9 protein-coding genes are annotated in these 12,726 nt (G+C 67.3%); 4 read left to right on the forward strand and 5 right to left on the reverse strand.

Going from position 1 to position 12,726, the window contains the following annotated elements; translation table 11 throughout:
• Positions 1–237 precede the first annotated feature (237 nt).
• From ACFYM2_RS33820 to ACFYM2_RS33830, 3 genes are all read left to right on the forward strand, one after another.
• A complete protein-coding gene (locus ACFYM2_RS33820; RefSeq protein WP_388841543.1) occupies positions 238–774 on the forward strand; it encodes a hypothetical protein in 537 nt (178 codons plus the stop codon).
• Between the two features lie 152 nt (positions 775–926).
• Entirely contained in the window at positions 927–4,127 is a 3,201-nt protein-coding gene (locus tag ACFYM2_RS33825; protein WP_388841546.1) for an RHS repeat-associated core domain-containing protein, read from the forward strand.
• Between the two features lie 635 nt (positions 4,128–4,762).
• Positions 4,763–5,302: a GNAT family N-acetyltransferase gene (locus ACFYM2_RS33830; protein WP_388841550.1), complete on the forward strand. Its 540-nt coding sequence runs from the start codon at positions 4,763–4,765 to the stop codon at positions 5,300–5,302.
• A gap of 667 nt (positions 5,303–5,969) precedes the next feature.
• On the opposite strand, the gene ACFYM2_RS33835 is transcribed toward ACFYM2_RS33830, so the two are convergent.
• Positions 5,970–6,596: a TetR/AcrR family transcriptional regulator gene (locus ACFYM2_RS33835; protein ID WP_388841553.1), complete on the reverse strand. Its 627-nt coding sequence runs from the start codon at positions 6,594–6,596 to the stop codon at positions 5,970–5,972.
• 141 nt (positions 6,597–6,737) lie between these two features.
• On the opposite strand from ACFYM2_RS33835, the gene ACFYM2_RS33840 reads away from it, so the two are divergent.
• Positions 6,738–7,688, forward strand: a complete 951-nt coding sequence (locus ACFYM2_RS33840; RefSeq protein WP_388841557.1) for an alpha/beta fold hydrolase — start codon at positions 6,738–6,740, stop codon at positions 7,686–7,688.
• Between the two features lie 253 nt (positions 7,689–7,941).
• Here ACFYM2_RS33840 and ACFYM2_RS33845 read toward each other — a convergent pair whose 3' ends face one another.
• From ACFYM2_RS33845 to ACFYM2_RS33860, 4 genes are all read right to left on the reverse strand, one after another.
• Entirely contained in the window at positions 7,942–8,796 is an 855-nt protein-coding gene (locus tag ACFYM2_RS33845) for an IS5 family transposase (protein ID WP_388841560.1), read from the reverse strand.
• A 62-nt stretch (positions 8,797–8,858) separates the two neighbouring features.
• Positions 8,859–9,287: a RacP protein gene (locus tag ACFYM2_RS33850; protein ID WP_388841563.1), complete on the reverse strand. Its 429-nt coding sequence runs from the start codon at positions 9,285–9,287 to the stop codon at positions 8,859–8,861.
• 3 nt (positions 9,288–9,290) lie between these two features.
• Positions 9,291–10,409 (reverse strand): DUF6192 family protein, encoded by a 1,119-nt coding sequence (locus tag ACFYM2_RS33855; protein ID WP_388841566.1) that lies wholly within the window; start codon positions 10,407–10,409, stop codon positions 9,291–9,293.
• An 850-nt stretch (positions 10,410–11,259) separates the two neighbouring features.
• Positions 11,260–12,711, reverse strand: coding sequence for an NF041680 family putative transposase (locus ACFYM2_RS33860; RefSeq protein WP_388841569.1), 1,452 nt, complete (start codon positions 12,709–12,711; stop codon positions 11,260–11,262).
• Positions 12,712–12,726: the final 15 nt, after the last annotated feature.

Here is a 12,726-nt window from a genome sequence, read left to right on the forward strand (position 1 = left end):
GGCTATGTCAATGGTGCGCACGAACCCTGGATTCAACGGTTTAAGTGGTGAAAATCCATTGATTTACCCTGTGTAACTTGATTACGCCTGGTATTCGTATGGGTGGAACGTGTGATTCCGGTGCGGTGTGTGGTGAAGATGAGAAGGCGTGCCGGTCGGGTGCGCTTCCATCGCGCGCGGCGGCCCGGGCCCTGTCCGGGCGCTGGGGCTGCGCGTCTTCCCAGGGGGGTAATACACGTGAGACGTTCGCGTATGGCGGTCGCCGCAGTGGTTTCAGGAGCGGCGCTGTCGCTGCTGGGCAGCGGAGTGGCTGCCGCAGGGACCGGCCCTGCGCAGACGCCGCAGCAGCGCTCGGCGAACGAGGCGGCGGGGGCCGCGGGCACGGAAGCCGGCAATCCGCTGAGCAGCGTCGCGACGGCGGCGGGGGTGTGTGCGGACGCGTCGCAGATCGGGACGACGGAGTACATCTACCAGGGCACCGAGAAGATCGCCTCGGTCAAGCAGTTCTACTCGGCCAAGTGCGACGAGAACTACGGCTATGTGTGGGTCTGGAAGTCGTTCCTGGACAAGAAGATCAATTTCGACCTGACGGTCGGTGTGTGGTCCTACAAGCGCAACGCGCTGGTGGGCCGTAGGGACGTGTTCGGCACGCACTCCCAGGAGTTCTGGGGCAACGCGGCCAAGACGGCGGACGAGTGCACCTCGGGCGACGGGACGATGAGTATCCCCAACGACCCGGAGCCGCTTCACACCCGCACGTCCCAGCGCTGCTGACGCGGCTGCCAGCCGGCGCAATGCCGCGGGCCGCAACGTACGACCTCCTCCGAGCAGGACGGGGCGGCACCCGTGCAAGGGGTGCCGCCCCAGCAGGCCCTGCTCCGCTCCGCTTCATCCAATGCATCGGAGAGACCTTCGTGAATCCTCGCATGCCCGCATTCCGGCGCCGCAGACACTGGCTGCCACTGTCCATCCTGGCCGCGGCCACCGCGACCGCCACCATGGCCACCGCCGTCCCGGCCTCCGCCCAGCCGGTGGCCGCCCCCGCCACCGCCGCGGCGGGCAACCCGGCCCCCTCGCCCCTGGGCAAGACGAAGGCCCCGGCGAGCACGGCGTTCAAGGCGACCGGCCAAGCCGGGCAGCCGGTGGTCGAGTCGGCCACGGCCGACCCCGGCTTCTACGCCATAGGCGTGGGACAGGTGCCGTGGTCGGAGTTCTACTCCGCGCAACTCTCGGACGGTGTCAGCGCACAGGTCAACTACGGCAACGGCAACCTGCTGCTGACCGTCGACGGTTTCGACATCGCCGACGCAGGCCCGGGCCTGGCCTACGGCAACACCTTCAACAGCCTCAACGCTGTCGGCTGGAACGCCACCTCCGGCGCGGACTACCGCATCGAGGAGACGACTGCCGACGGCGTCTCCGTGGAAGGACCGACCGGCACGGTCGCCGTCTTCGCCCGCTCCGGCTCCGCCTTCACCCCGGCCAGAGGCTACAAGCAGGACCTGACCGAGGCATCCGACAAGAAGTCCTTCACGCTCACCAGCCGCCGCACAGGGGAGAAGACCACCTTCTCCCGCTCGGGCACCACCGGCATCGCGCGGGTGTCGAAGGTGGAGGACAAGAACGGCAACGCCACCACCATCGCCTACTCGGGCAACTTCACCTCGAAGATCACCTCCGCCTCGGGCCGGACGCTGACGTTCACCAACGACGGCAACCACATCACCAAGGTCACCGACAACACCGGCCGCTCCATCGGCTACACCTACTCCGGTGATCTGATCAAGACCTTCACCGACACCGACGGCAAGACCACGACCTTCGACTACGACACCTCGAACCGTCTGACCAAGGTCACGACGGCGGAGGGCCGCCAGACGACATTCACCTGGGACAGCGACAAGGTCGCCTCCATCACCCGAGTGGTCACCAACTCCACCGGCGCCGGCAACACCACAGCCTTCCGCTGGATCCTGCCTGCCGACAACAACCCCGACGCCGAAGGCGTGGTGCGCGTCACCGACCCGCGCGGCAAGAACACGATCAAGACGGTCGACGGCTACTGGCGCACCAAGAAGACCGAGGACCCGCTCGGCCACACCCGCTCGAAGTCCTGGGGCCCGGACAACGACATCGCCACCGCCACGGACGCGATGGGCGCGGCCCCCGAGGACGGCAACGTCACCAGCTACACGTACGACAGCGCCTTCAACCCCACCACCGTCACGATCCCGACGGGGGCATCGGCGACGGCAACGTGGGTGAAGAAGGGCAGCGGCTACTTCCCCGAGACCGCCACCACGGCCTCGGCGGAGAAGACGACCAACGGCTATGACACCTCCGGCAACCTGCTGACCTCCACCGATTCCACCACCAGCGGCACCGGCGCCAAGTGGAGTTACGCCTACAACCCCAAGTCGGGGACGATGGACTGCGGCGGCCTGCCCGGCCAGCGCTGCAGCGCCACCGACCCGCGGGACAAGAAGACGTCCTACGAGTACGACTCCAAGGGCAACCTGACCAAGGTCACCCCACCGTCCCCGCTCAAGCCGATCACCTACACCTATGACGACCTCGGCCGCCAGAAGACGATGACCGACGGCCGCGGTGTCACCACCACCTACACCTACGACAACCGCGACCGCATCAAGACCCAGACCGCCGACAGCTCCACGGCCACCTTCACCTACGACGCGGACGGCAACCTGCAGACCCGAGCCACCCCCGGCGGCACGTCGACGTTCACCTACGACGAGCAGAACCGCGAGCGCACCCGTGCCCTGCCCGGCACCCCGGCCACGTCGATCACCTATGACGCCACCGGCAACCTCGCCACCGCCACCGACTCGGCTGGCACCGTGACCTACGGCTACGACGACGCCAACGAACTCACCTCGGTCACCGAACCCGGCGGCGCCAAGACCAGCTTCGCCTACGACAACAACGGTCACCGCACCAAGACCACCTTCCCCGGCGGCACCACCCAGAGCGTCACATCCGACGACTCCAGCCGCCCCACGAAGATCGAGGCCAAGTCCGGCTCCACGACGCTGTCGACGATCACCTACGACTACGCCAACTCCGGCAAGGACACCGACAAGGTCCGCAAGCGCACCACCGACGGCGCCGCCCTGGACTACACCTACGACACCCTGGGCCGCCTGACCAAGGCCGTGGAGACCAAGTCCGGCTCCACGACGGCAGGCTGGTCCTACTGCTACGACCAGGCCGGCAACCGTACCGGCCGCTCCACCGGCACGTCGCTGCCGTCCAGCTGCGACGACGCCGGGCAGAAGGCCCTCTACAACGATGCAGGCGAACTGACTTCGTTCAACGGCAACGACGCCTTCACCTACGACGGCGCGGGCAACGAGACCTCCGCTGCCAGCCCGACTGGCACCCGCACCTCCGAGTCGTGGACGCCGTTCATCCAGCTCGGCGCCTACACCCAGTCCGGCACCACCACGGACCAGACCTACGCGGGCACCGACAACACCCAGCGCCTGAAGGCCGGCTCGACGACGTTCACCAACGCCGCCGTCGGCATCACCGGACAGAGCGTCTCCGGCGCCGCGACCGGTTTCATCCGCGAGCCCTCGGGCACGCTGGTCGCCATGAAGAGCGGGGGCGCCAGCCAGTACTACCTGACCGACGCCCAGAACTCCGTCATCGGCCTGGTCGACGCGTCCGGCAAGCGCACGGCCACCTACTCCTACGGGCCGTACGGGGAGCAGCGCACCAACAGCGGCACCAACCAGCCCTTCCGCTACACCAGCGCCTATCAGGACCCGTCGGGCCTGTACAAGATGGGAGCCCGCTACTACGACCCCAACCTCGGCCGTTTCACCCAGCCTGACCCCAGCGGCAAGGAACAAAATCCCTATCTCTACACCGCCGGCGACCCTATCAACCAGACTGACCCGACCGGGCTCAGCTTCTGGAGCAGCGTACGAAAGATCGGATTCGCGTCCGTGGGCGGAGCGATAGGCGGGGCCGTCACTGGGGCAATTGCCGGATGTGTCGCCGGAGCCGAAATCGGCTGCCTGCCGTCGGCACTGGTAGGGGCATTCGGCGGTGGCGCAGCGGGAGCCGCCACGAAGGGCTACCTCGAGTATCAAGGACAGTGAACAGCATGCGAGATCGCATCAACGGCAACGCCGTGCTTGCCGTTGGCCTCGGCCTATTCGTGTTGACGTTTTTTACTCTGGGTCCAGACCTATCGGACCTCCGGGCCAAAACTGTCGGCTTGATCATTCTCTGGGCCGCAGGTTGCAGCCTTCTCGCTTACCTTGCTGTATGGGCATATTCCGCAACTAAGCGAAAGTAGACCCATCCAGCAAGTCGCGACGCTCCTCAACGCCGTGCTCTTTCCCTGCGGCGCATAGTTCGGGCTCTGGCTACGCAGCCGCCAGGGCCGTCGCCGATCAGGGCATTTGACCGGCAGTCATAGGCCAAGGTCTATGGCTGCCGGTCATACGTCGCCGCGTACGTTCTGCTCGCCGCCACTCCCGCCGCATTCGCCGGCACAGAACCCGGCGGGGGAAAACCGTCTCCGGGAGCGGCTGCGGTTGGTGCCTGTTCCTAAACCGGCTTGCTGAGCGGCCTCGGGCTCTACGCTGGCGGGGTGTCCGAGGACGGCAGGCGGGCCGTGGAGCGGGTGTGCGGAGGCTGTGGTGAACGACTGAGGCCGAGAGCGAGTCCGCCACTATCTACCTCGCCGGACTCCACGTCGCCGCCATCTTCATGGCTCTACGATCTTCGTATGAGCGAATGGGACCTGGTAGGCGAAGAGCTGTCGACCGCCCGACTATCACTGCGGCGTCCGACCGAAGCCGATATCGATGCAATCTTCGCGATCCACAGTGACCCCGCAACCTGCCTGCACAATCCCTCCGACGCCCTTGCCCGGTCTGAAGAGGCCGAGGAGCTCTATCAGCGCTGGAACAACCAATGGCAGAGCTGCGGATACGGGTACTGGGTTGTCCGACGTCACAACTCTGCCCGGCAATTGGGGTTCTGCGGGGTCAAGCCCACGGACCTGAATGGCATGAACGTTCTCAACCTCTTCTACCGTTTCGCCGCCTCGGCATGGGGCCAGGGCTTCGCCAGCGAGGCGGCGACCGCAGTGACCGACTGGGTATCGCGCCACGTTCCCGACCTCCCGCTGATCGCCCGAGTCCGACCAGCTAACGCTGCCTCGCAGCGCGTGGCGGTACGTGCCGGCCTGATGCGGGCAGAACATCTCGACGGCCCCGGATACGACGGCTTCGACTGGATCTACGCAGCGAAATTGCCTGGCTGAGCGTGCTCCGAGTGTGTGGTCCCTCGCCGAAGACCGTTCAATGTTCCGAGCTGAGCCACGAGGTAGGCCGTCATCCGTTCTGCCGCGAGCGGTATCCGGCCAGGCGGGGAAGCGTTAGCTGGCCGCTGCCTGCCGACCCGCTCGCGAAGGCATGCGCTGACGATTCAGTCCGTGGACGCTGCCGCGTCCTGGCCGCCTTCGACGACTGATCTGCGACAGGCTGAAGATCGCTTTGTCGTTCGTTGCGCGCCTGGCGCACGTGCACCGCGACTGACTACCGGTACGGCGACTCCACGCCGCCGTACCGGTCCGCTCTGTGCAACCGCCGGCAGGCCCATCGGGCCGAGGTCAGTCGCCGCTTCCTCTCCTCCAGGCCGACCTGGCTAACCTCGCCGACGACCCGCCAGGTCCAGCAGTTCATGAGCTTGAACAACGGCTGTCCCATGTCCTCGGTCAGGAGGCCTGGAAGGTTGCTGGGCTCGGAGCTTTCACGATGCCGACGCTCTCGAGGAGAAGCTGACCCACCTCGAGCCGCGGGTTGTGGAGCTCAACTCGCGGCTTGGTGAACGCGGCGAGGATCTCGGCAGCCACTCGGGCCACCAACCGCGAGCTGGTGTCTCAGCTCAGCAGCACCTCAGGCCGATGCCGGTGAAGCCGAGAGCGGAAGTCACCGGGTCGTAGGCGAGGCCTGGCTGCGATTGAAGATCCTGTCGAGGTGGTACTGGAGTGCCGCGGTGGCAGACTCCGGCGTGCGCTGTCCGACGAGGATGCTGGTGCCCATGGTCGCCGTCATGGCAAGCAGGCTGATCGCCTCAGTGCGAGCGTCGGCTCCAGCATCGGCTTGGCCCGTCTCCTGTGCCTGTTGGATCAGTTGGGTGAGGGCATTCTCGGCGGCGTCAGGGTTGTCGATGAAGGGCTGGGCGGCGAGGGCCTCGTCTGTCACGGACAGGATCGAGTAGGAGCTGTAGAGAAGGTGGAAGATTCGGCTCTCCTCGTCGGTCGGCAGCGAGGCCAGCAGCAGAGCCTCGACGGCCGCGCGGGGGCCCGGGTCTTGGCCGGCAGCGGCGAGGCGGGCGCCAACGCGTGCGGTGAAGCGGTCGGTCAGGTGTTGGAGGCCGTGGAAGAGCAGCTTTTCCTTGGTCTGGAAGTAGTACTGCACCAGGCGCAGTGAGACGCCCGCCTCGGCGGCGACGTCACGCATGCCGACCGCGTGCAGGCCCTGCCGGCCTGCGACCTGGATGAGTGCTTCAGCGATCTGGGTGCGGCGTTCATCGTGGTCCACGCGCTTGGGCATCCGTGGTGTCTCCGGCCGTGGTGGGTTGGTGGGATCCCTGTTCGCCGTCTGGTCCGGCCCAAGGACTTCTTTTCATGATACCGCCGTATCACCAACATGATACGCTCGTATCATAAAGAGTGGATCTCACGGAGGTAGCCCATGTCCGAGAACACGCCCGGAACGCGCCGCGACATAGGGCGCTACGTCAACGACCAGTTGCGCGACCGCTACTTCGCCGCCTGCGACGTGCTGTACGCGAAGGGCGCACCGATCCGCTTCGAAACCGACGTGGAGACCAGCTTCGGGACGACTCACGTCTACCGGTACGGCCCTGCGGACCCGGCGGCCGAGTCCCGTACGCCGGTCGTCCTGATCCACGGCTCGGGCGGCTGCTCCGCGATGTGGTACCCCAACACGGCCGCGCTCAGCGCCGATCGCCCCGTCTACGCCCTTGACACCCCTGGCGACCCGGGCCGCAGCATCCACCGCGCGCCGATGTGGCAACCCGAGCGGGCCGCCCAGTGGATGGACGAGGCCCTCGACGCCCTCGGCCTCGACAAGGTCCACCTCGTCGGCTCCTCCTACGGCGGCTGGCTCGTCATCAACCAGGCCCACCGCCGACCCGAACGGCTCGCCTCCGTCACCGCCCTCGACCCGGGCGGGCTGGAGAAGGTCGGGCTTCGCTTCTTCGTCTGGATCTTCGCCAGCCTCTTCGCCACCTTCGCTCCCAAGCGGCTGCGCCCGGCCCTGGCCAAGTGGCTGGAGCAGCCGGTCGTATCCGACCCGGATCTGCGCGCCTGGATCCAGGCCGGCGTGAAGGCCTTCCGGATACGCCGTCCCGCTCCACTGCCGCTGTCCGACGCCGAGCTGGGCTCCATCCGGACGCCGTTCTACCTGATCATGGGTAAGCGCAGCCTGCTGGTGCACCCGAAGCGTCAGCTCGAACGCGTTCCTCGGGTGATTCCCGGCGCCCGCGCCGAGATCGTCGCCGCGACCGGACACGGGCCGCAGATCGACCACCCCGACCTCGTCAACGCCCGGATGTTGAGTTTCATGGAGGACATCGACTCCCTTCACCCGGCGACGCCCCGGGACGTCACCGATGCCTAGCCGGTGAGACATCCGGCACCACTCGCGGGGCGTCAAAGGGAGACAGCAAAAACCCTGGACCTCTCGACAATCACTGTGGGCCTTCGCCCAGGTCACGAGCTGTCTGGCATAGCCGGAGTCGGCCCAGACGATGGTGATCTCAGGGTGCATCAGCCGCACCGTCTGCGGGAATGTGGGCTGGGTGGGAGAGTGGGCTCGGGCCGGAGACTTCGGGACGGCCTGGGCAAGGGGCTGACCATACCTTTGAGAACGATCAGTCCCGCTGGGCTTCGCGGGAAGCTGCCTGTCCGTTCCTGCGGGACGTGCGGCGGGTGATGCGCCTGGTCATGAGCGTGATCGCAGCCCAGGTGATCAGTGATTCCGAGTGCTGGATGAGCCGTTCGTAGTCGCGTGCGTGACGGCGGGCGTGCATGATCCAGGCCAGCGAGCGTTCTACGACCCAACGGCGGGGCAGGATGACGAACCCGACAGCGTCCTTGGGACGGCTGACAGTCTTGAGCGTCAGGTCAAGGTGCTTCTTCGCCCAGGTCACGAGCTGTCCGGCATAGCCGGAGTCGGCCCAGACGATGGTGATTTCCGGGTGCATCAGCCGCAGCCGGAACAGGATTTCCTTCGCAGCGTCGCGGTCGGTCATGTCGGCGGGAGTGACCATGCCGAACAGCGGCAGGCCCTTGGTGTCCACGACGATGTGCCGCTTGCGGCCGTTGATCTTCTTCGCGCCGTCGTAGCCGCGGGAGTCCTTTCCGACGGTCTCGGCGGCTTTGACGGACTGGGAGTCGATGACGGTAGCGACCGCGCCGGGGGCCCGGCCCATCTCGCGGCGGATGCGTTTGCGCAGATGGTCGCGGATCTGCCCGATGATGCCGGTCGCCGCCCAGCGGGCCATGAAGTTGTAGCAGGTCCGCCAGGGCGGGAAGTCGCTGGGCAGGGCACGCCACTTGCAGCCGGTGTCGACGACGTATCGGATGGCGTCGACGATCTCCCGGCGGGGGTGCTTCTCCGGGCGTCCCCCTTTGGGGGAGTCGCAGGCCGGGGGCGGCAGCAGGGGCTCGATCAGGGCCCATTCGTCGTCGAACGTGTCGGAGGGGTAGCAGCGGCGCCGCGGCAACTTCTGTTCCCTCCCTTTCAAGGACGGGGCTGGGCCGGCCGCTTCGCGGCCGGCCCAGCCGGTCAGGCGTCGATGTAGTCGGCGATCACGTCGAGCGTGGACTCGACCGAGCTGAGCTGGGTGTTCAGGTGTTTGATCCACCGGCCCTTGGGCTGCAGGGCGGCGTGTGGGGCGACGACGCCGGTGATGAAGCGGCGGATCTCGGTGAGCTTCTCCCGGATGATCGCGACCTCGTATGCCTGGAGCTCGGCCGGGTCCGAACAGAACTTGTAGCCGTCCACCCGGGTCCAGATCAGCGGGGGCCAGCCGCGTTCGGCGATGGTGTCCCGCAGGCAGGCCAGGCCCGCGCGGGCCTGGCTGGGCGACAGCTCACTGGATCTGACCAGCTGGTTGAACGCCAGACCGGCAGGGCGGGCCTCAAAGAGTACGAACCGGACGGTGTCGGCATGTCGCTGGGCTGCGGGCGATCTGCGCTGGGAAGCGCGAGGCATCGCCTACTCACCTTGCAGCAGTCGGGCCAGCTCGCCGTCGACGTCGACCTTGCCGGTGTCCACCGCGGTCTCGATCCAGTCCAGCGTCGCCCTCACTCGTGCGACGTTCTCGTGGATGATCGTGCGTTCGTCGTCGCCGAGCTGGCGGTCGCGCATGCCCGGGACGACCCGCCCGGCCGCCGCGACGAACGCGTGGCAGGCGGTGACCAGGTCCAGGAACTCCACCGACCGGTCGATGTTGCGGATGGCTGGCGCGACGGGGCTGGTCTCCTCGAAGTGCTCGCGGGCCTGCCGGCCGCGCTCGACCTGGGCATGGTTGACCTGGTGGCGGGCGGTGTCGTCGGACATCGCCCGGAACGCGACGTCCGGACGCCGGAGCAGGCCGGTGGTCACCTCGGCCGCGACGTGCTCATCGCGGGTCAGTTCCTCCACGACCTTCACCTTGTCCGCCTTCGCGACCCGGGCGACCACCTCGGGCCGACGCAGGAAGTCCGGGGCGACGGCCGCCGCGACCTTCTCCTCACGGGTCAGTTCCTCCACCACCCGGACCTTGTCCTCCTCCTTGACCTGCGCGACGACCGCCGGACGCCGCAGCAGATCCCCGGTGACCTGGGCGGCCACCTTCTCGTCCTGGGCCAGGGTGTGAATCGCGCTGATTTTCTCCTGCGGAGTGACGGGCTTGACGACCTGACGGCCCGTCCGGCGTTTGGCCTCGTCCGGCGTCCACCGGGCCTTGCCCTCGGGCGGAGTGAGGATGGTCGCCCACCGTTCCTCGTCGTCGACGATGCCCGCCAGGATGTTGTGGACCGTGAAGGACACCCCCTGAGCCCGGCGGTCCTCCGGCCACCTCGACGCCGTCCACCGGGCCGTCTTCACCGTTGAGTACGACAGCCCGATGTCCTCGGACAGACGGAACAGCGAGTCCTTGACCGTGAACAACTCATCGGCCGGCGCCGAGCCGCCGTGTTCGCGCATCGGCTCGATCTCCAGGGCGTAGTCGCCGATCGTGAACTGGATACGACTGGCCGTGTCAACCAGTTTCCGCAGCTCAGCCACGATCTCCGCATAGCGGTTCGCGCTAACGCTGCCGACCTTGCCACTCGTCTCGATCTCTTCCGGCATGGCATCCACCACCCACCGCTGGGCCGGGGCACGGCCCCGCGGCCGTGACAAGACCCGGCCCGCTTCCTGGGCCGAGAGTCAGACCGATTATGTGATGATCACAACGAACGACCGTAATTAACCGGGTTCTGACCGAAGTTGGGATCTGGATGCGTTCGCGATGCGGTCACTGTGCGCGTTCACCGAACGTTTCCTTCCGGGCCCTCCAAGCCCTCGTGACGCACCGCCGTGAGCAGTAGACCGCGTTCGAACGGCGGTCGACCCCGGCCACCCAAGTGGTCCCACACTCGGGGCACTTGGCCTCGCCAGCACCGCTCAGCTCCGCGGCCACCCGCTTGCGCAACCGGCGGTCCCGGCGCCACTGCCTGGAACGACATGCAGCCGCGCAGTACACGGCATCGGACCGTGCTCCCGGCCTCAGCCGTTCACCACAGCCTCCGCACACCCGCTCCACGGCCCGCCTGCCGTCCTCGGACACCCCGCCAGCGTAGAGCCCGAGGCCGCTCAGCAAGCCGGTTTAGGAACAGGCACTGAACTTGTGCTTTAATCAACGATCACATCCCGGCCTGCCCCGGGCCGTTCGGTCCCGTTCCGCCGAAGGGTAGGTTCGCTTCTGACAGCGATGGCTGGTCGAAGTAGCAGCGTGAAGAGGGCTGGTGTGATGCACGAGATGGACATCCAGGTCGGGACTGACGTGCGGATTACCGGGGGACCGTTCACAGACTTCACGAGCCCTGTCGTGGCTATTGACCATGTTCGGGGCCGTGTCGAGTTGACGGTGGACATCTTCGGGGCGCGACCAGGATCGACATCTCCTTGTCGGATGTCGTGAGGGTTGTCTGATTGTCCCTTACGGTCTGATCCGGTCGCGTTCGCTGATGGTTTCGGGGCGGCGGACGGTTTTGCCCACGTCGTAGTGGGTGGCAGGCCGCTGGTTCTTCGAGCCGAGCGGCCTGCCGGGACCCGGCCGTGATGGTTTCGGCGCACGGGCCGGACAGGGCAAGGCAGGGCGGAGGTTTCTGAACCCCCGGCGGACCCGGGCGGGGGTGAGCCTGTTCGGTTTCATCGGTCGCTCCCAAGGCCGGCGGATGTCCTCGGCGAGTGGCCGGGCGAGACGGAGCTGGGTGTGCGCGACGATGATCAGCCACGTCCAGCGGTCTGCCGCTTCCGGGGTGCGGAGCTTCGGGCGGGTCCAGCCGAGTGTCTGCTTGATCATGCGGAACATGTGCTCCAGGTCGAACCTCCGAAGGAACGCCTGCCAGCGCAGATCGATGTCGGCGCCGGTCATGGCGGTGGCGGAGGACCACAGCCAGAGCGGCAGCGGGTCTCCGCCACCAGGCAGCCGGTCGACCTGAAGGCGGATCAATGTCCCCTCGATAATGGGGAGTTCGCCGTCGTGGTCGATCCAGGCGGAGCGGGTGGTGAGCCGGGGATGGATGCGGTCCCACGCCATCGCGCGTGCGGTGCCGTAGCGGTCGGTGACCTGGACGGTCGCCGCGTTCGGCTCGCCCCAAGTCTCGGGCTTGGCGAAGCGGAACTCCTTGCCGTGCTTCGGCGGCCGCCCGCCCCGGGGATACGCCTCGGCGTACTCAAACTGCGTGGGCGTCGGTCGGCGCATGACACGGTCCGAGCGCATCCGCCCCAGCACCTCAACCGGCAGGTTCCTCAGCAGGTAGGCAATGCGCGGCGCATCGTAGCCGGCGTCGAAGACGACCAGGATGTCCGGATCGCCCTCGCGCCACCGCCCGCCGGCGACCAGGTCCCCGACGACCCGGCGGACCTGGCGGGCGGTGACCTCGGCGACGTCGTCCTCTGGGCCGAGCCGCACCGCGTCCAGCAGCTGGCACCACGAGGTGCGGCCCGATTCGAGAGCGGCGACGAACGAGTACGGCCAGCCCGGGATCATCAGGTGCTGGTCCCGGCCGCGGCCGAAGGTGTGGCAGAACAGCCTGTCCGGGCTGCACTCGGCGTCCGGCCGCAGCCAGTTGCTCACATCCACGGCCAGGACGAGCCGGTCGTCGGCGGCCTTCGGCTGGGGTAACGCGGCCAGCGTTCGCCGCAGCCGAACCGCATCGAGACGGCCACGGTTGAGCGCGTCGTACAGCGCGCCGTGCCCGCGGCGGTGCTCGGCCAGCAGCGTCAGGTCCACCGGCGCGGTCACCGGCCCGTCCGCGCACAGCAGCGCGTCCGCGAGCTCGAATAGTTCGTCACGTCGCGCGGCCAGACACTCGAAGAAGTCCTCCCGGAAGTGTGACGCTTCAGCGAACGCCTTCCGCTGGGCATCGTGGTGCAGCAGACTCATTCCCCCACGGCCTTC

It is taken from the genome of Streptomyces sp. NPDC006711, assembly GCF_042869775.1.
In the GTDB taxonomy this organism is placed as follows: Bacteria; Actinomycetota; Actinomycetes; order Streptomycetales; family Streptomycetaceae; genus Streptomyces.